The sequence below is a fragment of the Cryobacterium sinapicolor genome, assembly GCF_004403465.1.
Taxonomy (GTDB): Bacteria; Actinomycetota; Actinomycetes; order Actinomycetales; family Microbacteriaceae; genus Cryobacterium; species Cryobacterium sinapicolor.
In genome coordinates this window covers 110,516-132,522 of the sequence record NZ_SOGQ01000034.1, presented here as the reverse complement: position 1 = coordinate 132,522, position 22,007 = coordinate 110,516, and the positions used below count along the sequence as shown (strand labels likewise).

Annotated in this window: 17 protein-coding genes and 1 riboswitch; of the genes, 7 read left to right on the top strand and 10 right to left on the bottom strand. The window is 69.7% G+C overall.

Annotation, left to right across the window (positions count from 1 at the left end):
• Nucleotides 1–12: 12 nt before the first annotated feature.
• Together E3T28_RS07785 and E3T28_RS07780 are read left to right on the top strand one after the other, a co-directional pair.
• Complete coding sequence (locus tag E3T28_RS07785; RefSeq protein ID WP_134429572.1) at nucleotides 13–1,590, top strand: ABC transporter permease; 1,578 nt, start codon at nucleotides 13–15, stop codon at nucleotides 1,588–1,590.
• Entirely contained in the window at nucleotides 1,587–2,702 is a 1,116-nt protein-coding gene (locus E3T28_RS07780) for an ABC transporter ATP-binding protein (RefSeq protein WP_134429488.1), read from the top strand. The genes E3T28_RS07785 and E3T28_RS07780 overlap by 4 nt, the downstream gene beginning before the upstream one ends.
• Nucleotides 2,703–2,902: 200 nt before the next feature.
• On the opposite strand, the gene E3T28_RS07775 is transcribed toward E3T28_RS07780, so the two are convergent.
• The 4 genes from E3T28_RS07775 to E3T28_RS07760 all read right to left on the bottom strand — a co-directional run bounded on the left by E3T28_RS07775 (nucleotide 2,903) and on the right by E3T28_RS07760 (nucleotide 6,682).
• Nucleotides 2,903–4,048: an SUMF1/EgtB/PvdO family nonheme iron enzyme gene (locus E3T28_RS07775; RefSeq protein WP_174844002.1), complete on the bottom strand. Its 1,146-nt coding sequence runs from the start codon at nucleotides 4,046–4,048 to the stop codon at nucleotides 2,903–2,905.
• 3 nt (nucleotides 4,049–4,051) lie between these two features.
• Nucleotides 4,052–4,564: a DUF1269 domain-containing protein gene (locus E3T28_RS07770; protein WP_134429486.1), complete on the bottom strand. Its 513-nt coding sequence runs from the start codon at nucleotides 4,562–4,564 to the stop codon at nucleotides 4,052–4,054.
• A gap of 226 nt (nucleotides 4,565–4,790) precedes the next feature.
• Nucleotides 4,791–5,159 carry a hypothetical protein gene (locus tag E3T28_RS07765; RefSeq protein WP_134429485.1) on the bottom strand — a complete coding sequence of 123 codons (369 nt, stop codon included), beginning with the start codon at nucleotides 5,157–5,159 and terminating at the stop codon, nucleotides 4,791–4,793.
• Between the two features lie 80 nt (nucleotides 5,160–5,239).
• Complete coding sequence (locus E3T28_RS07760; RefSeq protein ID WP_134429484.1) at nucleotides 5,240–6,682, bottom strand: helix-turn-helix domain-containing protein; 1,443 nt, start codon at nucleotides 6,680–6,682, stop codon at nucleotides 5,240–5,242.
• 154 nt (nucleotides 6,683–6,836) lie between these two features.
• Between E3T28_RS07760 and E3T28_RS07755 the strand changes: the two genes are divergently transcribed.
• On the top strand, nucleotides 6,837–8,690 hold the full coding sequence (locus E3T28_RS07755) for a phosphoenolpyruvate carboxykinase (GTP) (protein WP_134429483.1): 1,854 nt from the start codon (nucleotides 6,837–6,839) through the stop codon (nucleotides 8,688–8,690).
• Nucleotides 8,691–8,822: 132 nt separating this feature from the next.
• Entirely contained in the window at nucleotides 8,823–11,948 is a 3,126-nt protein-coding gene (locus E3T28_RS07750; protein WP_134429482.1) for an alpha-mannosidase, read from the top strand.
• Between the two features lie 227 nt (nucleotides 11,949–12,175).
• Here the strand turns inward: E3T28_RS07750 and E3T28_RS17320 are convergent, their stop codons facing one another.
• Nucleotides 12,176–14,533, bottom strand: coding sequence for an ABC transporter transmembrane domain-containing protein (locus E3T28_RS17320; RefSeq protein ID WP_241979233.1), 2,358 nt, complete (start codon nucleotides 14,531–14,533; stop codon nucleotides 12,176–12,178).
• 157 nt (nucleotides 14,534–14,690) lie between these two features.
• Here E3T28_RS17320 and E3T28_RS07730 point away from each other — a divergent pair, with 157 nt between their 5' ends.
• From E3T28_RS07730 to E3T28_RS07720, 3 genes are read left to right on the top strand one after another with little or no spacing between them, the layout of a single operon-like run.
• Nucleotides 14,691–15,617 carry an ABC transporter ATP-binding protein gene (locus tag E3T28_RS07730; protein ID WP_134429481.1) on the top strand — a complete coding sequence of 309 codons (927 nt, stop codon included), beginning with the start codon at nucleotides 14,691–14,693 and terminating at the stop codon, nucleotides 15,615–15,617.
• Nucleotides 15,614–16,474, top strand: a complete 861-nt coding sequence (locus E3T28_RS07725) for an ABC transporter permease (RefSeq protein WP_134429480.1) — start codon at nucleotides 15,614–15,616, stop codon at nucleotides 16,472–16,474. The genes E3T28_RS07730 and E3T28_RS07725 overlap by 4 nt, the downstream gene beginning before the upstream one ends.
• A complete protein-coding gene (locus E3T28_RS07720; protein WP_134429478.1) occupies nucleotides 16,471–17,295 on the top strand; it encodes an ABC transporter permease in 825 nt (274 codons plus the stop codon). The genes E3T28_RS07725 and E3T28_RS07720 overlap by 4 nt, the downstream gene beginning before the upstream one ends.
• A 186-nt stretch (nucleotides 17,296–17,481) precedes the next feature.
• Here the strand turns inward: E3T28_RS07720 and ribH are convergent, their stop codons facing one another.
• The 5 genes from ribH to E3T28_RS07695 all read right to left on the bottom strand — a co-directional run bounded on the left by ribH (nucleotide 17,482) and on the right by E3T28_RS07695 (nucleotide 21,981).
• Nucleotides 17,482–17,964, bottom strand: coding sequence for a 6,7-dimethyl-8-ribityllumazine synthase (ribH, locus tag E3T28_RS07715; protein ID WP_134429477.1), 483 nt, complete (start codon nucleotides 17,962–17,964; stop codon nucleotides 17,482–17,484).
• Entirely contained in the window at nucleotides 17,961–19,223 is a 1,263-nt protein-coding gene (gene ribA, locus E3T28_RS07710) for a GTP cyclohydrolase II (protein ID WP_134429476.1), read from the bottom strand. Before ribA ends, ribH begins: the two co-directional genes overlap by 4 nt.
• A complete protein-coding gene (locus E3T28_RS07705; protein WP_134429475.1) occupies nucleotides 19,220–19,852 on the bottom strand; it encodes a riboflavin synthase in 633 nt (210 codons plus the stop codon). The genes ribA and E3T28_RS07705 overlap by 4 nt, the downstream gene beginning before the upstream one ends.
• Nucleotides 19,853–19,859: 7 nt before the next feature.
• Complete coding sequence (gene ribD, locus E3T28_RS07700; RefSeq protein WP_134429474.1) at nucleotides 19,860–20,876, bottom strand: bifunctional diaminohydroxyphosphoribosylaminopyrimidine deaminase/5-amino-6-(5-phosphoribosylamino)uracil reductase RibD; 1,017 nt, start codon at nucleotides 20,874–20,876, stop codon at nucleotides 19,860–19,862.
• Nucleotides 20,877–20,981: 105 nt separating this feature from the next.
• Nucleotides 20,982–21,113: riboswitch (FMN riboswitch) on the bottom strand.
• 82 nt (nucleotides 21,114–21,195) lie between these two features.
• The gene (locus E3T28_RS07695; RefSeq protein ID WP_134429473.1) at nucleotides 21,196–21,981 is read right to left on the bottom strand and encodes an IclR family transcriptional regulator; all 786 of its coding nucleotides are present in this window, start codon (nucleotides 21,979–21,981) and stop codon (nucleotides 21,196–21,198) included.
• Nucleotides 21,982–22,007: the final 26 nt, after the last annotated feature.

Here is a 22,007-nt window from a genome sequence, read left to right as displayed (position 1 = left end):
GGTCGCGGAGCCATCGGTGAAACCGATGGCACGGGGCCTGCGGGGCGCACGGATGCCGCGGTCCGGGTCGGTAAACGCCCGTCACCGTTCATCGTGGCGGCTGCCGTCACCGTGTCCGTGCTCGGGCTGCTGCCGCTGGGCTATGTCATCGTCACCGGCATCCTGACCGGCTGGCCGACCCTGTCCGCGCTCGTTTTCCGGCCGCGGGTCGGCGAGTTGCTCCTGAACACGATCGGGCTGGTCGTGATCACCGTTCCGCTGACCGCGGTGATCGGGGTGGCCGCCGCCTGGCTGGTCGGCCGCACGTCCCTGCCCGGCCACCGGGTGTTCGCCGTGCTCCTGGCGACGCCGCTTGCGGTGCCGGCCTTCGTCAACAGCTACGGCTGGGTGAGCGCCGTCCCCTCGCTGAACGGCCTCTGGTCGGGGGTTCTGATCGCCACCCTGTCGTACTTCCCTCTGGTCTACCTGCCCTGCGCCGCCGCGCTCCGGCGGCTCGACCCGACCGTCGAAGAAGCAGCCGAGTCGCTCGGCAGCGGCGCCTGGGGTGTCTTCTTCCGGGTCGTCCTGCCGCAGTTGCGGCTGCCGATCCTCGGCGGCGCCTTGCTGGTGGGACTGCACCTGCTCTCCGAATACGGCGCTTTTGCGATGATCCGATTCGACACCTTCACCACCGCCATCGTCGAGCAGTACCGGTCCACGTTCAACGGTCCCGCGGCCAACGCCCTCGCCGGCGTGCTCGTGCTGCTTTGCCTGTTCCTACTGATCGGGGAGTCCGGCGCCCGCGGCCGGTCCCGGTACGCCCGCCTCGGCTCCGGCGTGGCCCGGGTCACGCCTCGGCGCTCCCTCGGCGCCTTCACGCCGGCCGGCTACCTGTTTCTCGGCGGGCTGTTCGCACTGGCGATCGGGGTGCCGTTCTGGAGCGTCATCCGCTGGCTGGCCCAGGGCGGCGCAGGCGTGTGGAGCGAGCCCGTGCTGGTGCAGTCCCTGCTACAGACCGTGGGCTACGGCCTGGTCGGTGCCGTGGTCACCTGCCTGCTCGCGTTCCCGATCGCGTTCCTCGCCGTGCGCTATCCGAGCCGGCTGTCCCGCGGCCTCGAATCGGTCAACTATCTCACCAGTTCCCTGCCCGGGATCGTCACGGCCCTCGCGCTGGTGACCATCAGCATCCGTTTCGTGCAGCCGCTCTACCAGACCGCCGTTCTGGTGATCGTGACCTACCTGCTGATGTTCCTGCCGCGCGCGCTGGTGAACCTCCGGGCCGGGCTCGCGCAGGTCCCGGTCGGACTGGAGGAGGCCGCGCGGTCGCTCGGCAAGCATCCGTTCGCCGCGTTCCTCGGTGTCACCACCCGTTTCTTCGCGCCGTCCGCCCTGGCCGCCGGGGCCCTCGTGTTTCTCGGCATCGTCACCGAGCTCACCGCCACCCTGCTGCTGGCCCCCAGCGGCACTCGCACCCTCGCGATCCAGTTCTGGTCGAAAGTGAATGACATCAACTACGTCGGCGCCGCCCCCTATGCCCTGCTGATGATCGTGCTGAGCCTGCCGGTCACGTACCTGCTGTTCGCCCGCTCCCGGCTGACGAGCGTGTCATGACCTCGGCCATCGAACTCGCCGGGGTCAACAAGAGCTTCGGCAGCACCCGCATCCTCGAGGACATCGCGCTTTCGGTGCCGGAGGGCAGTCGCACGGTCGTGGTGGGTTCGTCCGGATCGGGCAAGACCACCCTGTTGCGCCTGATCAGCGGCTTCGAGCTGCCCGACTCGGGCACCATCACCGTGCTCGGCCGCACTGTGGCGGGGCCGGGCATCGCCGTGGCCGCACACCGGCGCGGGATCGGCTTCGTGGCGCAGGACGGGGCGCTGTTCCCGCACCTCACGGTGGGGCAGAACATCGCGTTCGGCCTGGGCCCGGCCCTCCGCGGCGGCACCCGCAAGCAGCGGGCGCGGGCCGTCGACGAACTGCTCGAGATGGTGTCGCTGAAGGCCGACTTCGCCGCCCGCCGTCCCGATGAACTCTCCGGCGGTCAGCAGCAGCGCGTGGCCCTGGCCCGGGCCCTCGCCCGCCAGCCGCGAGTGATGCTCCTCGACGAACCGTTCTCCGCCCTCGACGCCGGGCTCCGGGCGGTCACCCGGGACATCGTCGCCGAGACCCTGGAGCGCGCCGGCATCACCACGGTGCTCGTCACCCACGACCAGGCCGAGGCGATGAGCTTCGCCCACCAACTCGCGGTGCTCCGCGACGGCAACCTCTGCCAGGTGGGGCCGCCCCGCGAGGTCTACTGGCGCCCCGTCGACCTGTTCACGGCCCGGTTCCTCGGCGACGCGGTGGTGCTGCCGGCCACCATCTCGGACGGATTCGCCGCCTGCGCGCTCGGCAGGGTCGCCGTCGCCCCGACCGGCCTGCGCGGCGACGCGTGCATCATGCTGCGCCCGGAGCAGATCATGGTCGAGCATTGCGAAACCGGCGGGGCGGATGCCGGCACCGTCGCATCCTGCACCGGCCAGGTCGAAGCGGTCGACTTCTACGGCCCCGAAGTGCAGCTGGCGGTGCGCCTGTTCTCCGGCGGCGCCGCAGCGTCGCCGTCTGCCGCCGACGCAGGCACGCTGGTCCACGTGCGGCAGCACGGCACGATCGGCACCATCGTGGGCAGCCGGGTCAGTCTCACCGCCCGTGGCACCGCCACCGCCTTCGCCGCCCGCCCATAGCCTGCCCCTGACCAGGCCGGCCACGGACCCGCACCCGGCATCCCGCACCCGGCATCCCGCACCCGGCATCCCGCATCCGGTATCGAACGAATTCGACGGAGATTCTCCCGAAAAACGCCTTTTCCGGCCTGTTCCAGGCCGATATTGGCAAAATCTCCGTCGAATTCGTGAGGGGTAGAGGTGTTTGAGGGGCGGACCTGCTAGAGGGCGACCGTGCGGAAGCCGATGTTCGCCGCCGAGGAGTCGGGCGTGTTCGCGGCGCGGGCCGAGTTGCGGTAGCGGTTGCAATACGAGTCGTGGCACAGATACGAGCCCCCACGCATCGAGCGCTGGTCGCCCGTGCCCGGGCCCGCCGGGTTCCGCGCGGGGGAGTGCGCGTAGTAGGCCTCGCTCCACCAGTCGGAGCACCACTCCCACACATTGCCGACGCTCTGCCAGACGCCGTACGCGTTCGGCTCGAAGGTGCGCACCGGGGCAGTGGTCAGCCAGCCGTCCTCGCGGGTGTTCACCGCGGGGAACACGCCCTGCCAGATGTTGCAGCGGTGCCGATCACCCCACTCGTCGCCCCAGGGAAAGGTGCGTCCACTGAGCCCGCCGCGCGACGCGCATTCCCATTCCGCCTCGGTGGGCAGCCGCCGGCCCGCCCAGGCGCAGTAGGCCTGCGTGTCGTTCCAGCTGACCTGGACCACCGGATGCTCATCCAACCCGGCCAGGGACGATCGCGGGCCGCCGGGATGCGCCCAGTCGGCGCCGAGCACGCCCAGCCACCAGGGGATCTGCGGCGGCTGGCCGAGGATGTCCTCGAGGTCGGCCTCCAGCGCCAGGTGGAACACGGCGGAGTAGCCGAAGGTTTGCGCCTCGGTGCGATAACCGGTGTCAGCCACGAACCGGGCGAACGCGGCGTTGGTGACGCTCGTCGCATCCAGCTGGAAGGCATCCACCCACACCGGGTGAGCCGGGGTCTCCCCGTCGCCGCGGTTGCCCACCCCGAGGGAGTCGCCCATCAGAAACGTCTGCCGGGGAATGGACACTTGGCCGATCCGATGCCGGGCGGGCGCGTGCCCGGATGTCGGCGCTTTCCCGGATGTGGGCACGTGCCCGAAGGCCGGCAGGTTCCCGGAGGCCGGCGCTTCCCCGGATGTGAGCGGGGGCACGGATGCCGGCGGCGGATGCGCCGACGCGGCCGTCCCGGAATCGCCGGGGCTGCCGTTGTCCCGTGTCGGCGCGCAGCACCGCCCGGGTGGCTCCGAAAGGGGCGCCCGGGCGGGTCCGATCGTGGCGCTCAGGACCGCGTTGCCGGGGTCGGCGTTGCTGAGGCTGGCGTTGCTGAGGCTGCCGTCGGCCATGGCTCAGTGCGTGTCGAGCTCCGCGGCGGCCGCAGCGAGCTGGGTGTCGAGGTCGGAGGCATCGACCTCCAGCTTGCGCTCGGTGCGCTTCGCCGCCCGGATTCCGGCCCGGTCCAGTTCGTCGACGAGGCGGTTCTTGCCGAGCACGATGAGGGCTGCCTGTCCCTCGTCGAGGAGGTCGCCCAGGTCCTTCACGTCGGAGCGGGACAGGCCGCGGGTGAAGTGGCCGATCAGACCGCCCGTCGCGCCGCCGACGGCGGCCATGCCCAGGATGGACGGTGGGAAAAGCAGGCCCACGACCGCGCCGGCGGCAATGCCCGTCCAGCCGCCGTGTCCGCTGCCGGCCCGGTTGATCTTGATGTCGCCGGAGGCATCCTTGGTGGCGATTCCGGCGTCGTAGGTGCCGATGATCTTGGCCTCGTGCAGGTCTCGCACGATGGACAGGTCGGCGCGGGCGATGTCGGGATCGTCATAGGTGCCGAGGAACAGGAAGACCGGTTCTTTTTCTTTGGACATGTCGAATGCCTCCATGAGTGGACGAGTGAACATGAGTCAGCGAACAGGCGTGCGGGGGAGATCGCAGATCGGGAGCGTCGCCCCGCCGATCGGGAGCGTCGCCCCGCCGAGATCACGCCGAGACCCCGCCGAGACCCGCCGAGATCGAGGTGACGTCGAGGTCGGGCCGGCAGAACGATAAGGACAGTACTCAGGCTCCCCGGCACTGTCAACCGATCCCGCGGCGCTAGTAGCCGCGGGCCTTGACCGTGAGCGCGGCGTATTCGTCGGCGGTGGTCGAGCCGGTGTCGAGCAGCTTCTGGGCCTTCGCGATCTCGTCGACGGACCCCATGCTCGCGGCCGAGCGGGCGGCATTCCGGGGCGCCGAGGCATCCGTCGCCGGCAGCGACTGGACTCGATCGGAACCGCGCGTGCCGATGTAGACGACCGCGGTGATGATGGGCACGAAGACGAGGAACAGCACCCAGAGCGCCTTTGCCCAGCCCGAGAGTCCCGGGTCGCGGAAAATGTCGGCCAGCACCGAGAACAGCACGGTGAGATACGCGATGAACACGTAACTCCAGAAGAAAAGCCAGATGATGTCCCAGATGTCCATGCATGTCCTCCTCGACTCAGCGTGCGATGTCGAGCAGATGATAGCGCTGTAGCGCCGGCACCGCGGTGCCTGTCGACCGACTACTCCGCCGCGTGCGCCTCAAGGAACTCGTAGACCTCGGTGTCGTCGACGCCGGGGAAGGTGCCGCTGGGCAGCGGCGACAGCACGTGCGCGTGCAGTCGGGCGCTCGGCCAGGCCCTGCCGGCCCAGCGGGAGGAGACCTCCGAGGCCGGGCGGCGGCAGCAGGACTCGTCCGGGCAGCGGGACACCGCCCGTTGGGTGGTCTCCCGGCCGCGGAACCACTTGGCTTGCACGAAGGGCACGCCGACGCTGATCGAGAACTCGCCGGCATCCGTCGCCCCGGTCTGGGTGGCACACCAGAAGGTGCCGGCCGGCGTATCGGTGTACTGGTAGAACTCGGTGGTGCGGTTGGTGTGGGTGAAGGCGCTGCGGGCGCTCCACTGCTTGCAGACGAACTGGCCCTCGATCGAGCCCGTCACGTCGGCGGGCAGCGGGAGGTCGTCGTTCTCGTAGCCCTTCTGCAGGGCGCCGTCGCCGGTGACCCGCAGGAAGTGCAGCGGCATGTCCAGGTGCGAGGTGGCCAGGTTCGTCAGCCGCAGCGCCGCGGCCTCATGGGTCACCCCGAAGGCGTCCCGGAAATCCTCGACCGAGAGCTCGCGTTCCCGCTTGGCTTGGGCGAGGAACGCGACGGATGCCGCCTGCGGCATCAGGCAGGCGGCCGCGAAGTAGTTGATCTGCAGCCGCTGCCAGAGGAACTCGGCGTAGCTGCTCGGCCGCTCATGGCCGAGCAACCGGTGCCCCATCGCCTGCAGCGCCATCGAGCGGAGGCCGTGGCCGCCGGGGATGGACGCCGGTGGCAGGTAGATCCGGTGGTTGACCAGGTCGGTGACCGACCTGGTCGAGCCGGGCAGGTCGTTGACGTAGATCAGGTTGAAGCCGAGCTGTTCGGCCATCACGCTCACCTCCCGGTGGGTGAGCGCGCCCGACACATGCCCGGATGCCCGCACGCGGTCCTCGGCGAGCTGTTCGATGTCGGGCATGAAATTGTCCTGCTCGCGCATCCGTTCACGCAGTTCCGTGTTCGCGCGGCGGGCCTCCTCCGGCGTGGCGATGGCCTCGCTGGCGCGGCGGGCGAGCTCCCGGTGCAGGCCGAGCAGGGACTCGAGCGCCGCCATCGGCATTCCCTTGGTCATCTTCACCCGGGGCAGGCCGAGGGCGCCGTAGAGCGGGTTGCGCTGCGCGCGCTCCAGCTCGATCTCGAGTGCGGCCCGCGTGTTGGGTGCCTCGTTCTTGAGCAGGTCGGTGAGCTCCACGTCGACGGCGGTGGCGATGTCCTGCAGCGTCGAGAGCTTGGGCGAACGGCGCCCGTTCTCGATCAGGGAGAGCTGGCTGCCGGCCATGCCGACTCGTTCGCCGAGCTGGTCGAGGGTGAAGCCGCGCTCGGCCCGGAAATGACGGATGCGAAGTCCCAGGGTGATCAGATCAGCGGCGCGTGTCGACATTCCTTAACGATAGCGAAAGATCGGCTGTTCTTAACGCGCGTTTCTTCCGCACCGGCACCATTGATGGATCATTCTGGATTTAGAGGCCGAAATTATGCCTCCCCACGACTGCAGACCACTGGTTCACGCCGGATTGACCACGAAAGGCCAGGAGATGACCATCGCGAATTCCCGAGTTGAGACCGGCGGGGGCGAGTCCCGCAATGTTGCCGGCACCACCGACCCCAACCTTCAGGCCTGGGTGGACGAGATCACGCGGCTGACCCAGCCCGACGCCGTCGTCTGGTGCGACGGGTCGTTGCGCGAGGCAGACGTGCTCGCGAAGCAGCTCGTCGCCGAGGGCAAGCTCATCCACCTGAACCCGGAGTGGCGCCCCAACAGCTACCTGGCCCGCACGAGCCCGTCGGACGTGGCGCGCGTCGAGGACCGCACCTTCATCTGCTCGGTCGAGCGTGAAGACGCCGGCCCCACGAACAACTGGGCCGATCCGGTTGCGATGCGGGGCGAGCTGCAGGGCGTCTTCGCCGGCAGCATGCGCGGCCGCACGATGTACATCGTGCCGTTCTCGATGGGCCCGCTCGGCGGCCCCATCTCCCAGCTCGGCGTGGAGATCACCGACTCGCCCTACGTGGTGCTGAACATGGGCATCATGACCCGCATGGGCCAGAAGGTGCTGCACATGATCGAGGCCGGAGCCCCCTGGGTGCACACCGTGCACAGCGTGGGTTACCCGCTGGTCGACGCCGAGGGACGCCGCCGCAAGGACGTGTCCTGGCCGTGCAGCGACACCAAGTACGTCGTTCAGTTCCCGGAGGCCCGGGAGGTGTGGTCGTTCGGCTCGGGCTACGGTGGCAACGCGCTGCTCTCGAAGAAGTCGTTCGCGCTGCGGATCGCATCCGTGATGGCCCGTGACGAGGGCTGGCTGGCCGAGCACATGCTCCTGATCAAAGTCACCTCCCCGGAGGGCGGCGTGAAGCACCTGGCGGCCGCGTTCCCTTCCGCCTGCGGCAAGACGAACCTGTCGATGCTGCGCCCGACCATCCCCGGGTGGAAGGTCGAGACCATCGGCGACGACATCGCCTGGCTCCGCCCCGGCCCCGACGGCCGCCTCTACGCGATCAACCCGGAGGCCGGCTTCTTCGGCGTGGCCCCCGGAACCGGCGAGGTCACCAACCCGACCGCCGTGGCCACCGTCTGGGGCAATACGATCTTCACGAACGTCGCGCTGCGCGACGACGGCGACGTGTGGTGGGAGGGGCTGACCGAGACCACCCCCAGCCACCTGATCGACTGGGAGGGCAACGATTGGACGCCCGCCTCCGGCCGCCCGGCCGCCCACCCCAACTCCCGCTTCACGGTCGCTGCCGCGCAGTGCCCGTCGATCGCCGACGACTGGGAGGCCTTCGGTGGCGTGCCGATCGACGCCATCCTCTTCGGCGGACGCCGCGCGACGAACGTGCCGCTGGTGGCGCAGGCCCGAAGCTGGAAGCACGGCGTGTTCATGGGCGCGACGATCTCCTCGGAGAAGACCGCGGCCGCCGAGGGCACCGTCGGCGAACTGCGCCGCGACCCGTTTGCGATGCTCCCGTTCTGCGGCTACAACATGGCCGACTACTGGGCGCACTGGCTCAAGGTCGGCCGGGGCCTCGGCGGCAAGGCGCCGGAGATCTTCCAGGTGAACTGGTTCCGCAAGGGCGCCGACGGCAGCTTCCTCTGGCCCGGTTTCGGCGAGAACTCCCGCGTGATCGAGTGGATCGTGCGTCGCGTCGAGGGCTCCGCGGGCGCCATGGACACCCCGATCGGGCACCTCCCGGTCGAGGGCGGGCTCGACCTCAAGGGCCTTGACCTCTCGTCGACCGATGTCGAGCAGCTCTTCGCGATCGACCCTGCCTCCTGGCTGGCCGAGTGCGACCTCACCGAGGAGTACTTCGCCAAGTTCGGCGACCGGGTGCCGCCGGCGCTGCTCTCCGAGCTCGCGAGCGTACGCTACAACCTGCGCAACGCGTAGCGCGGCCGCGCTGCGCCACCGCCCCGCGAAGATCCGTTCCGCGAGGGTGGATCGGAATGCCCCCACGGCACTCCCGGGGGGCGGTCATTCCGCACGCTCCCGTGAGGGTGGATCGGGTCGTAGGATGCCGGCATGCATGACAACAGCGCGCTCGTGGAGAAACGCATCGACCGGTTCGTTCGGGAACGGCTGCGACCGGCGGTGCACCGGACATCCGCGCCGTTGAGGGTCGAGGCCTGGTCGGTGACGGATGCCCCGGTGCCGTTTCGCGAGGCCAAGCGCCAGACGTATGCCCCGTTCGGAATCGGTCGCGCCTGGGGTCATCCGTGGGGAACCACCTGGTTCCACGTGACCGGGACCGTGCCCGCGGCCTGGGCCGCCGAGGTCGGCACCCGGCTCGAACTGGTCGTCGACCTGGGGTTCAGCAGGGCGACGCCCGGCTTCCAGGCCGAGGGACTGGTCTGGACCCCGGAGGGCGTGGTGCTGAAGGCGGTCGAGCCCCGCAACCGCAGCGTGCCGCTGCCGGTCGCACCCGGCGGGCAGGTCGAGCTGTATATCGAGGCGGCCGCCAATCCGGACGTGACGACCGGTTTCACGTTCGTGGCCACCAGTCAGGGCGACCCGGCCACGGCCGGCACCGAGCCGATCTACCGGCTGCGGCAGGTGGACCTCGCCCTGCGGGACGAGACCGTCTGGGAACTCGTGCAGGACGTCTGGACCTTGACCGGGCTGATGCGCGAGCTGCCTGCCGGGCAGGCACGCCGGGCGGAGATCCTGCGGGCGCTGGAGAGCTGCCTCGACGTGATGGACCCCGATGACGTGGCCGGCACCGCCGGGCGAGGCCGCGCGGCGCTGGCCGGTGTGCTCGCTCGCCCGGCCAATGCCACCGCACACCGGCTGCATGCGGTCGGGCACGCTCACATCGACAGCGCCTGGCTCTGGCCGGTACGGGAGACCGTGCGCAAGGTGGCCCGCACGTTCTCGAACGTGCTCGCCCTGATGGACGAGTATCCGGATTTCGCGTTCGCCGCGTCATCCGCCCAGCAGTACGCCTGGCTGAAGGAGCACTACCCGGAGCTGTTCGCGCGGGTGAAGGCGCAGGTGGCGGCCGGCCGCTTTGTGCCGGTCGGCGGGATGTGGGTGGAGTCCGACACCAATATGCCCGGCGGCGAGGCGCTGGCACGGCAGTTCGTGGCCGGAAAGCGTTTCTTCCTCGAAGAGTTCGGGGTGGAGCCGCTCGAGGTATGGCTGCCGGACTCGTTCGGCTACTCGGCAGCACTGCCGCAGATCGTGGAGGCAGCCGGGTCGCGCTGGTTCCTGACCCAGAAGACCTCGTGGAACGAGACCAACCTGATGCCGCACCACACCTTCCGATGGGAGGGGATCGACGGCACGCAGATTTTCACGCACTTCCCTCCCGTCGACACCTACAACGCACAGCTGTCGGGGGAGGAGCTGGCCCGGGCGGAGCGCCAGTATGCCGAAAAGGGCGCGGCCAACACTTCGCTTGTGCCGTTCGGCTGGGGGGACGGCGGGGGAGGCCCGACCGGTGAGATGATCGCGGCCGCCCTCCGCACCGCGTCGCTGGAGGGCTCGCCCACGGTGGAGCTGTCCACGCCACGCCGCTTCTTCGAGGCCGCCGAGGCGGAGTACCCGGAGCCGCCGGTCTGGTCGGGTGAGCTCTACCTGGAGTTCCACCGCGGCACGTATACCTCGCAGGCGCGCACCAAGCGCGGCAACCGGCGCAGCGAGCACCTGCTGCGGGAGGCCGAGCTGTGGGCGAGCGCGGCATCCGTTTCACACGGTGCGGACTACCCGTACGAGGCGCTGGAGCAGGCCTGGCAGACGGTGCTGCTGCAGCAGTTCCACGACATTCTGCCGGGGTCGTCGATCGCATGGGTGCATCAGGAGGCAGAGCGCAATTATGCCGCCGTCGCCGAGACCCTGACGGGGCTGATCGAGGCGGCGGCGCGGCAGCTCTGCGGGGAGGGCGAGCACGCGGTCACGCTCAACGCAGGGCCGTATGCCGTTGCCGGCATACCCGGGTTGGGTGGAGGCGCGGTCGGTGTTCCGGTTGCGGTTGGGGTCTCGGCTGGCGTCTCGGCTGGCGTCTCGCCTGGCGTCTCGGCTGGCGGTGACGCCGGTCCCGCCGCCGGGTCGGGCCATCCGCGCGCCTCGGTGCGCCGCACACCGGCCGGGCTTGTGCTGGGCAACGGCCTCGTGGCCGTCACGATCGATGCCGACGGGCTCTTCGCCTCGGTGCGCGACCTGGTCTTCGGGCGCGAACTGATCCCGGCCGGCGCCCGCGGCAACCTGCTGCAGTTGCACCGGGACACCCCCACCCAGTGGGACGCCTGGGACATCGACGAGCACTACAAGCGGAACACCGTCGATCTGGTGGCGGCCGAGTCGGTCGAGGTCTGCCAGGACACCCCAGAACAGGTCGGGGTGCGGGTGACGCGTGCTTTCGGGTCCTCCCGAGTGGTCGAGGAGATCACCCTGGCGGCCGGGTCGTCGGCGGTGGACGTGCACCTCGACATCGACTGGCACGAGCGGCAGAAGCTGCTCAAGCTGGCGTTCCCGCTCGATCTGCACGCCGACCGGGCGGCATCCGAAATTCAGTTCGGGCACGTCTTCCGGCCCACCCACACCAACACCTCCTGGGACGCCGCCCGCTTCGAAACGGTCGCGCACCGCTGGGTGCACGTGGGCGAGCCCGGCTACGGGGTGGCCGTGGCCAACGACTCCACCTACGGCCATGACATCGGCCGGGCGACGGATGCGGCGGGCCGCTCCGTCACGACCGTGCGGCTCTCGCTGCTGCGCGCCGCGGTGTTCCCTGACCCCACGGCCGATCAGGGCCGGCACGGGCTGCGGGTGTCGCTGCGGGTGGGCGCCGGCATCCCGGAGGCGGTCGCGGAGGGCTACCGGCTGAACCTGACGCTGCGCACGGTGGCCGGCGTCGGTGCGCCCCGCGTGGAGCCGTTGATCGAGGTCGACCACCCGGCGGTCGTGGTCGAGGCGGTCAAGTTGGCCGAGGACCGCAGCGGGGATTTGATCGTGCGGCTCTACGAGGCGCACGGATCGCGGGTGCGGGCGCGAGTCATCCGTCACTTCGAGGCGACGGATGTCACCGAAACCGATTTGCTGGAACGCCCCCTGGCCGCTTCGCGGGCGCCGTTCGCCGCCGAGGGCCGCGCGCTGACCCTCGAGCTGCGCCCCTTCCAACTGGTCACCCTGCGCTTCACCCGCCCCTGACCGCCTCTGACCGCCCCTGTCCGCCTCTGATTCTGAACCGGAGAAGCGCTGCCGCGCAGGCGGCGGGTTGCGTGGCTAACTCAGGAGATCCGTCCGGCCGGTCTGGACATCCGCACTCGATCCGCACTGGCCCGCGGCGTCCGGGCAACCGGGGCGACGGATGTCCTGAGTTAGCCACAGGGGCGGCAGCCCGGGCTTCACGAGCAGCTGGCTAGACGAGCAGCTGGCTAGACGAGCAGCTGGTGCTTGGCGAGTTCGCGGTAGAGCGGCGTCGAGGCCACCAGTTCGGAGTGGGTTCCGGTGCCGATGACCTGCCCGTGGTCGAGCACCACGATCTGGTCGGAGTCGACCACGGTTGACAGCCGGTGCGCGATCACGATCAGGGTGCGGTCCACGGCGACCGCGTCGATCGCGGCCCGCATCTTCTGCTCGTTGACGCCGTCGAGGCTCGAGGTGGACTCGTCCAGCAGCAGGATGGGCGGCGCGGCCAGCAGGGCTCGCGCGATCGCCAGCCGCTGGCGTTCGCCGCCGGAGAGCATCACACCCGACTCGCCGACCGCCGCGCCGAGACCGGCCGGGTCGCGCTCGAGCACCTCGGAGAGGTTCACGGCGTGGAGCACGGCGATGCATTCCTCGTCGGTGGCGTCTGGCGTGGACAGGGTCAGGTTGTCCCGCAGCGAACCGGCCAGCACGGGGGCGTCCTGCTCGACGTAGCCGATCTGGGAGCGCAGGGCCGTGCGATCGAGGGTACGGATATCCAGTCCCCCCATGCGCACAACGCCGTCGGTCGGGTCGTAGAACCGCTCGATCAGGGCCAGGATGGTGCTCTTGCCGGCTCCGGACGGGCCGACCAGGGCGGTGCGCTTGCCGCGCGGGGCGTCGAAGGTGACCCCGCGGAGCACCGGGCGCGGCTCACCGGCGGCGTCGGCGTCGCTGCGCCCGGTCGCGCGTTCGGCGGCCTGCTCGGACGCCTGCTCGACGGCCCGGTCGGAAGCGTCGGCAGTGGCGGCAGCGGCGCGTTCGGCGGCCTGCGGGGCCATCCGGTCGGTGGCAGCAGCAGCAGTGGCAGTGGCATCGGGAGCGGTGCCGCGTGCCGTGTCGGCGCGGTCCGCGGCCGCGACATCGGCCTCGGCCAGATCGGGTTCGGCCGGAGCAGCCTCCATCACGGCCGGAGCGGCCTCCATCACGGCCGGAACCACGATGGCGGTCTCGAGCACGAACGGCGCCGCGACGGCGGTCTCGATCATCGCGTTCTCCGCGGCGACGAGTTCGGCGTCGGAAGCCGTGTGAGCGGAACGACCGGCACCGGACGGAACGGTGGCAGCAGAACCGATAGCACCAGCACCAGCACCAGCACCAGCACCAGCACCAGCACCAGCACCAGCACCAGCACCAGCACCAGCACCAGCACCAGCACCAGTACCAGCACCAGCATCATCGCCGGCGGCCGACTCGGCCTCCGCGCTCGCGGCATCCGTCGCCGAGGGGGCGACCGAATAGCCGAACTGAACGTTCTCGAACGAAATCGCCGGGGCATCGGGCCGCACCGACTCGTTCGCGGCGCCGACCGTGATGGCCAGCGGCGCGATGTCGCGGTCGAACTGGTCCTCGGCGGGCAGGTCGATGATCTCCTGGATGCGTCCGAGGGCACCGAGCGCGGCGTTCACCGAGGTGATCGCGCCGAACGCCTGGCCGAGCGGCACGATCATCAGGAACAGGAACAGGATGAACGCGATCAGGTCCGCGATCGTGATGGTGTCGCTGGCCACGCGGAATCCGCCCACTCCGAGCACGACCAGGAACGACACCTGCATGGCGATTCCGGCGATCGGCACGACGAGGGCCGAGATCTTCGCGACCTGGATGCCCATCCGCCAGGCACCCATGGCGTCCTCCTCGACCGCGGCGATCTCCCGGTCGGTGGCGTTCGAGGCGCGCACGGTGCGCACCGCGCTGATGGCGCGTTCGACGCTGGCGGCGAGGTCGCCGACCTTGGCCTGCGCGGCCAGGCTGGCGGTCCGGATGCGCTGCGACAGCAGTGTGACGGTGACCACCGACACGGCGATCACCAGCACGGTCAGCCCGAGCAGCACCGGATCGATCACGAGCATGGCGATGAGCGCGCCGACGAACGTCAGCGACCCGCCGATCGCCTCGACGAGACCCTGAGTGAGCACGGCCCGCAGCAGCGTGGTGTCCGACCCCACCCGGGAGACCAGGTCGCCCGTGCGGCGGGTATCGAATTCGCTGATCGGGAGGCGCAGCATCCGCCCGATCAGGTTGCGGCGGCTGGACAGCACCACCCCTTCGCCGGTGCGCTGCAGCAAGTAGTGCTGGTAACCGCTGATCAGAGCGGAGATGACGACGAGCGCTACCAGGGCCCAGACCAGACCGCCGAGCGCGTCGCCCTCCTGCACGATGGTGATGACCTGGCTGACCAGGAGCGGCTGGGCGAGGCTGGCGGCGGCGCCGAGGATACTGAGCACGACCACGAAGCTGAGCACCTTCTTGTGCTCGAGCAGATACGGGACCAGCTGGCTGAACGTCGCGCGGGGTCCGCCGGCATCGGCGCCGCGGCGCCCCATCCGGCCGAGGCGACCACGGGCGGCAGGATGAGCGGTCGGGCCGGCGGTCGGTCGGTCGGTCGGTCGGGCGGTGGAACGGGGGCTGCGGGGGGTACTCACTGAATGAGCTTAACCGCATCCCGCTGCGTGTCGGCCCGGCGGTCTACAGTGAGGAACTGTGCCGGAGCCAGTTATCGTTGCCCAGAATCTCGTCAAGAAGTACCAGGATTTCGCCGCCGTCGACGGCATCTCCTTCGAGGTGGCACCCGGCGAATCGTTCGGACTGCTCGGCCCGAACGGGGCCGGCAAATCGACCACCATGCGCCTGGTGGGGGCCGTCTCCACCCGTACCGGCGGCGACCTGCGCGTCCTGGGCCTCGACCCGAACCGGTACGGCCCGGAGATTCGCTCCCGCCTCGGCGTGGTGCCGCAGGCCGACAACCTCGACACCGAGCTGCGGGTGCGTGAGAACCTGCTCGTCTACGGCCGCTACTTCGGCCTGCCGCGGGCGCAGGTGGCCCGGCGTACTGACGAGCTGCTGGCGTTCGCGCAGCTGGAGGACAAGGCGAAGTCGAAGGTCGACGCGCTATCCGGGGGCATGAAGCGACGCCTCACGATCGCGCGCGCCCTGATCAATGACCCGAGCATCCTGCTGCTCGACGAACCGACCACGGGCCTCGACCCGCAGGCCCGGCACATCCTCTGGGACCGCCTGTTCCGGCTCAAGGAGCAAGGCACGACCCTGCTGCTCACCACCCACTACATGGACGAGGCCGAGCAGCTCTGCGACCGCCTGGTTGTGATCGACAACGGTGTGATCATGGCCGAGGGTGCCCCGGCGCAGCTGATCCGCACCTACTCCTCCCGGGAGGTGCTGGAGGTGCGGTTCGGCTCCGACCTCAACGCCGATGTGGCGGCGCAGATCGCCGGCATGGGCGACCGCATCGAGGTGCTGCCCGACCGCATCCTGATCTACAGCGAGAACGGCGAGTCCGAGCTGGTGCGCATCGTGGACGCCGGCCTCACCCCGATCACCAGCCTGGTGCGCCGCTCCAGCCTGGAAGACGTGTTCCTGCGGCTGACCGGACGGACCCTGATCGAATGACAGCCGAGCACACCGGCGCCGCCCCGCCGCCCGGCTCCGTCGGCGACCGGGCCATCCGTTCCACCCGGCGCACCCGGCGCTGGGGCTCCTGGTATGTGGCCGAGCACCGCTTCCTGTCACTGCGCGCCTACGCCCAGACGGTCACGGTGACCGCGATCGGCAACCCGATCATCTACCTCTACGCGATGGGGGTCGGCCTGGCCACCCTCGTCGACGCCAACCTGGGCACGGATGCCGTGGGCGGGGTCAGCTACCTGGCGTTCGTCGCTCCCGCCCTCCTCTGCAGCGCGGCGATCGCCGTGGCCAGCGACGAATTCACCTACCCGATCATGATCGGCTTCAAGTGGAACCCGGTGTTCTTCGCGATGAACGCCGCCCCGATCCAGCCCGGCCAGATCATCAACGGCATCGTCATCGCGGTCTTCGTGCGCATCTTCGTCACCTGCGGCATCTTCTACGCCTTCATGCTGCTGTTCGGCGCGGTCCCCTCGGCGACCGGGTTTCTCGCGGTGTTCGTCGCCGTGCTCACCGGGCTCGGTTTCGGCGTGCTGCTGATGGCGTACACGGCCACCCTGACCGAGGACACCGGCCAGCTGGCCATGGTGATGCGCTTCGTCATCCTGCCGATGACCCTGTTCTCCGGCACCTTCTTCCCGCTTGCTGTGCTGCCGGTCTGGCTGCAGTGGATCGGCTGGATCTCCCCGCTCTGGCACGGCACCGAGCTGGCCCGCGTCTTCGCTTACGGGCTGAGCGAACCGCTCTGGCTGAGCGTGCTGCACGTGCTCTACCTGGCGGTGCTGCTCGCTGTCGGCTGGGCCTGGGCCCGCCGCATCACGGCGAGGCGGCTGAACAAATGACCGGCACCGACCAGCGAACGGGTGCCCGGGCATCCGGCCCGCTCGGCGCGTTCTACGCCGGGAACGCCCGCAGCGTCATGCTCCGGGGCTGGCAGGCGACCCGGAGCACCAACTGGCTGGTCGTGGTCAGCGGCTTCTTCGAGCCGATCTTCTACCTACTCTCGATGGGCCTCGGCCTGGGCGCCCTGGTCGGCACGATCACGACCGAGTCGGGCCAGGAGGTGCCGTACGCGGCGTTCATCGCACCCGCGCTGCTCGCCGTCGCCGCCATGAACGGAGCCATCTACGACTCCACCTGGAACGTGTTCTTCAAGATGCAGTTCGCCAAGCTCTACGAGGGCATGCTGGCCACCTCGCTCGGCCCGCTGGATGTCGCGCTCGGCGAGATCTCGCTGGCACTGCTCCGTGGGGCGCTTTACGCCACCGGTTTTCTGGTCGTGATGCAGGCGCTCGGGCTCAACCTGTCTTGGTGGGCGCTGCTGGCCCTGCCGGCCGTGCTCCTGATCGCGTTCGGCTTCGCGAGCGTGGGGATGGCCGTCACGAGCTTCATGAAGACGTTCCAGCAGATGGACTGGATCACCTTCCTGCTGCTACCGATGTTCCTGTTCTCGGCCACGTTCTACCCGCTCAGCGTCTACCCGCAGCCGATCCAGTACGTGATCCAGGCGCTCCCGCTCTGGCACGGTGTCGAGCTCGTGCGCGGCCTGACCACCGGCCAAGTCGACGCCGGGATGCTCTGGCACGTGCTCTACTATCTGGTGATGATCCTGCTCGGCCTGATCTTCACCACCCGGCGCCTGCGCACCCTCTTCCTCGACTAGCTCCCGTGCGCGACTAGCTCCCGTGCGCGACGCAACTGTTGCCCGTTCGGACAACTGTTGCTGGCACGCCGGCAACTGTTGTCCGATGCGGCAACATCTGCCTGCGCAGGTACACGGATGCCGCCGCGCAGTGCCCGTTCCGGTCGAGAGTGACCCGCGGAACGGGCACTCTCGGCCGGAATGGGATCACTCGAACGTGCACGCGCGCAGCTTCTGCAGCAGCTGAGCGGTCGCGATCGCCGCCGCGGCCGCCTCCTCGCCCTTGTCCTCCTTCGAACCGGGCAGGCCGGCACGGTCCAGGCCCTGCTGCTCGTCGTCGAGGGTGAGCACGCCGAAACCGACCGGCTTGCCGGTGTCCAGCGCCACCCGGGTGAGGCCATCCGTCGCCGCCGACGACACGTACTCGAAGTGCGGCGTGCCGCCACGAATGATCACGCCGAGCGCGACGACCGCGTCGGCGCCGTTGTCGAGGGCCACCTTGCACGCCACCGGCAACTCGAAGCTGCCGGGCACCCGCACGAGCGAGTACCGGGCACCGGATGCCTCGAGCACCCGGGTCGCGCCGGCGATCAGTCCGTCGGTGATCACGTCATGCCACCGTCCGGCGACGATCACGATGTCCAGCCCGGTTCCGTCGATCTCGATCTCCGGGGAGCCTGCTCCGCTCATAGTGCGATTCCTTTCAGCATGTCTGCTTCGGCGATGTGGTGGCCCATCCGGTCGCGTTTGACCGCCAGGTAGTCCTGATTGTGCGCGCCGACGCCGACGACGAGCGGCACGCGCTCGATCACGGTCACGCCGTGCGCCTCGAGCTGGCGCATCTTCTCCGGGTTGTTGGTCAGCAGCCGCACGGAGGAGAGACCCAATTCGTGCAGGATGGCCGTGGCGGCGCCGTAGTCGCGGGAGTCGGCGGGAAGGCCGAGGGCCACGTTGGCGTCGAAGGTGTCCAGGCCCTCCTCCTGCAGCTTGTAGGCGCGCAGCTTGTTGATCAGCCCGATGCCTCGGCCCTCTTGGCCGCGCAGGTAGACGACGACCCCGCCGAACTCCTGGATGGTCTCCAGGGCAGCGTCGAGCTGGGGGCCGCACTCGCATTTGAGCGAACCGAACGCCTCACCGGTGAGGCACTCGGAGTGCACCCGCACGATGGCGCCGTCCACGGGGGTGCCGGAGACGATGGCGACGTGGTCGGCGCCGGTCATCCGGTCCCGGTAGGCACGCACCTGGAAGTGGCCGTGCCGGGTGGGAACCGTGGTCTCCACCTCGAAGTCGACCCGCGGCGACTCGAGGATCGGGCTGACCGTGGGCAGCTCGGTGTCGGTGTGGAACTCCTGCAGGTAGGCGATCAGGTCCTTGATCGTGATCACCAGCACGCCCTCGCGCTCGCCGAGGGCGAGCAGTCCGGGCAGGCGCATCATTTCGCCGTCTTCGGCGACGATCTCGCAGATCCCGGCTACCGGCACGAGGCCGGCCAGTTTCATCAGGTCGACGGCAGCCTCGGTGTGGCCGTCACGCTCGCGGACCCCGCCGTCCATCGAGCGCAGCGGCATGATGTGGCCGGGCCGGTGCAGGCTGGACGGCGTGGAGGCCGGGTCGGCCAGCACGCGCAGGGTGTGTGCGCGGTCGGCCGCGCTGATCCCGGTGCTGAGCCGGTCGGCCGCGTCGACCGAGACCGTGTAGTTCGTGCCGCGGGGGTCCTCATTGTTCTGCACCATCACCGGCAGGTCGAGCTTGTCGGCGAGGTCGTTGGTCATCGGCGCGCAGATGAAGCCGGAGGAGTACCGCACGGTCCAGGCGATCCACTCCTGCGTGGCCATCTGCGCGGAGATGATCACGTCGCCCTCGTTCTCGCGGCCCTCGTCGTCGGCGACGATGACCGGTTTCCCCAGCCGGAGGGCATCCAGTGCGGTGGGAATGTCGGCGAGGCTCATGAGTGGCTCCTTTTCGATCCCACGTCCGCCAAAGCGAGCATGCGCTCAACGTGACGGGCCAGGATGTCGGTTTCGATGTTGACGTGATCGCCGATCGTGCGCTGTCCCAGCGTCGTATGGGTGAGGGTTTCGGGGATGAGCGAGACTTCGAACCATTGGTCCGGATCGCTCGCCGGGCTGATGTTGCTGACGGTCAGCGAGACGCCGTCCACGGCGATGGAGCCCTTGCCCACCACGAGCGGGGCGAGTTCGGGGGAGAGGCTGAACCGCAGCACCCGCCAAGCCTCGCCGGGGGTGACGACAAGCAGGGTGCTGGTGCCGTCGATGTGGCCCTGCACGATGTGGCCGCCCAGGCGGTCGCCCACCAGGGCGGCGCGCTCGAGGTTGACCGGGCTGCCGGCGCGGGCGGCGTCGAGCGTGGACATGAGGAGGGTCTGGGCCATCACATCGGCCGTGAATGTGTCGCCGGTCCGCTCTGCCACGGTGAGGCAGACCCCGTTGACGGCGATCGAGTCGCCGTGGCCGGCGTCGGCGACGACTCGCGGGCCGCGGATGGTGAGGCGGGCCGCATCCGTGGATAGCTCCACCTTCTCGACGTGGCCGAGTTCCTCGATGATTCCGGTGAACATGGGTGTCCTATCTCGGCCGGGCAACGACGAGGAGGTCGTCGCCGAGTCGGTCGTAGTGGTCGATGGCCAGGCGGCGCTGGTCGGTGATTCCCGCCACCCCGATGTCACCCAGGGCGAGCCGGGCGCCGCCGAGCAGCGTGGGCGCGAGGTACACGAGGTACTCGTCGACCAGGCCGGCCGCGACGAACGCGCTGGCCAGAGTGGGTCCGCCCTCGATGAAGGCGTGACGGATGCCGCGCCGGTGCAGGTCGTGCAGCACAGCCTGGAGATCGTCGGTGGCGAAGAACAGCGGCGGATGCGGGTGGGCACGGAGGGCGGCGTCGGCGGGGATGTCGCGGGTGCCGATCACGACCGGCACCGGCTGCGTGGGCAGCAGCCGTCCGTCGGCGTCACGGGCGGTCAGCGTAGGGTCGTCGGCGAGCACGGTGCCGGTTCCCACGATGATGGCGCCGGCTGCCGCGCGGCGCCGGTGCACGTCCTGCCGGGCCTCGGGGCCGGTTATCCAACGGCTGGTCCCGTCGTCGGCCGCCGCGCGTCCGTCGAGGCTCGACGCCCACTTGAGCGTCACGAACGGGCGCCCGAGACGGGCGGCGACGAGCCAGTCGGCGAGGAACGCCTCTCCCGCGCCGGCGAGCAGCCCGCCGGTGACGTCGATCCCGGCGCCGCGGAGCCGGTCGGCCCCGCCCGATGAATCGACACCGGGGTCAGCGACGGCGTAGACGACCCGGGCGACGCCGGCCTCGATCAGGGCGAGCGAGCAGGGGCCGGTGCGGCCGGTGTGGTCACAGGGTTCGAGGGTCACGACGGCGGTGGCTCCGCGGGCGGCGCCGGATGCGAGACGGCTCAGGGCGTCGACCTCGGCGTGGGGGGTTCCGGCGCCGCGGTGCCAGCCTTCCGCGAGCACCTCGCCCGTGCCTCCCACGAGCACGCATCCGACGCGGGGGTTCGGTCCGGTGGCCGGGCCGTTCGCGGCCAGCTCGAGCGCGCGCCGCATGGTGGCCTCGAGCGCCGCGATGTCGGTCATTCCCGTCCTGTCCGTCAGTGAACGGACTCCGGGTTTTCGGTGCGGCAAACACCTGGTGGGTCGCGCATACGCGAAACCCGCCGACCGACCGGGAAGGTCAATCGACTCGTGCGCCTCTCATCCGGACTTTAACCGTCGGTGCTGGAATTTCACCAGCTCAACCGTTCCGCTCTGGGAGCGGCACGGGTCGCGGACTTTCACCGCCGGTTCGGACTTACACCGACCCCGGAGCACGTTTCTTGTAACTACTACTAGTTATATCTCAACGCGTCGGCCGCGGAAGAATTCCCGGCGCTGCTAGCCAGATCGTGCACGGCTCTCACGACTCCGGCGGCACGGCGACGGACCGTTGGGGTGCCCGCGGCGGCCAGGTGCTGGCACCGAGTTCCCGGGAGATGTTCCGGGCCGTCTCGCGCAAGCCGTTCAGCACGCTGGTATCGGGAGGCCACTCGCTCGACGGAACGACGACGGCGACCGCGGCGATGACATTTCCGCGGGTGTCGACAATGGGCGCCGCGACCGACGACTCTCCCAGCACGGCCTCGTCCTCCTCGGTGGCGATGCCGTTGCCCGCGATCGAGGCGAACTGAGCGCCCAGCCGGGCCGGATCGGTGATCGTGGCGCCGGTGAGACTGCCCAGAGGCCGGCCGAGGAGTCCGGCGGCGTAGTCCGGGCTGTACGCGAGGAGCACCTTCCCCATCGCCGAGGCGTGGGCGGGAATGGCCAGGCCCGTCTCGGGCATCTGCTGGCTGCCGTCAGGGCGTTGGTTGTGGTGAATGATGATCACCTCATCGAACAATTGCACGCCCAGACGCGTGGACAGACCGGTTCTGCGCGCGAGTTCGAGGGTCCAGCGCATGGCCCGCGCACGCACATCAAGGGTGTCGAGGTAGACGTTCGAGAGTTTGAGCAGAGCCGGGCCGAGCATGTAGCGGTTGCCGCCGGGTTCCTGCGACACGAGACCGTGGCCCTGCAGCGATTTGACGATGCCGTGCACGGTGGAGACGGGCAGCCCCAGTTCGGCGGAGAGTTCGGTGATGCCGAGGTGGCGTGCGCCCTGGAGGGAAGACAGCACTTTCGCCGCGCGATCGATGGCTTGAATCACAGCTGCCCCTCAGGTTGGTCCTTTCA

What these genes read in the sequence shown, in the direction of transcription:
- E3T28_RS17320 (WP_241979233.1), bottom strand. Translation starts at nt 14,533, where the DNA reads ATGGGGCGCCGCGGCGCCGATGCCGGCGGACCCCGCGCGACGTTCAGC.
- E3T28_RS07725 (WP_134429480.1), top strand. Translation starts at nt 15,614, where the DNA reads ATGACAGCCGAGCACACCGGCGCCGCCCCGCCGCCCGGCTCCGTCGGC.
- ribD (WP_134429474.1), bottom strand. Translation starts at nt 20,876, where the DNA reads ATGACCGACATCGCGGCGCTCGAGGCCACCATGCGGCGCGCGCTCGAG.
- E3T28_RS07775 (WP_174844002.1), bottom strand. Translation starts at nt 4,048, where the DNA reads ATGGCCGACGGCAGCCTCAGCAACGCCAGCCTCAGCAACGCCGACCCC.
- ribA (WP_134429476.1), bottom strand. Translation starts at nt 19,223, where the DNA reads ATGAGCCTCGCCGACATTCCCACCGCACTGGATGCCCTCCGGCTGGGG.
- E3T28_RS07750 (WP_134429482.1), top strand. Translation starts at nt 8,823, where the DNA reads ATGCATGACAACAGCGCGCTCGTGGAGAAACGCATCGACCGGTTCGTT.
- E3T28_RS07755 (WP_134429483.1), top strand. Translation starts at nt 6,837, where the DNA reads ATGACCATCGCGAATTCCCGAGTTGAGACCGGCGGGGGCGAGTCCCGC.
- E3T28_RS07705 (WP_134429475.1), bottom strand. Translation starts at nt 19,852, where the DNA reads ATGTTCACCGGAATCATCGAGGAACTCGGCCACGTCGAGAAGGTGGAG.
- E3T28_RS07770 (WP_134429486.1), bottom strand. Translation starts at nt 4,564, where the DNA reads ATGTCCAAAGAAAAAGAACCGGTCTTCCTGTTCCTCGGCACCTATGAC.
- E3T28_RS07760 (WP_134429484.1), bottom strand. Translation starts at nt 6,682, where the DNA reads ATGTCGACACGCGCCGCTGATCTGATCACCCTGGGACTTCGCATCCGT.
- E3T28_RS07720 (WP_134429478.1), top strand. Translation starts at nt 16,471, where the DNA reads ATGACCGGCACCGACCAGCGAACGGGTGCCCGGGCATCCGGCCCGCTC.
- E3T28_RS07765 (WP_134429485.1), bottom strand. Translation starts at nt 5,159, where the DNA reads ATGGACATCTGGGACATCATCTGGCTTTTCTTCTGGAGTTACGTGTTC.
- E3T28_RS07780 (WP_134429488.1), top strand. Translation starts at nt 1,587, where the DNA reads ATGACCTCGGCCATCGAACTCGCCGGGGTCAACAAGAGCTTCGGCAGC.
- ribH (WP_134429477.1), bottom strand. Translation starts at nt 17,964, where the DNA reads ATGAGCGGAGCAGGCTCCCCGGAGATCGAGATCGACGGAACCGGGCTG.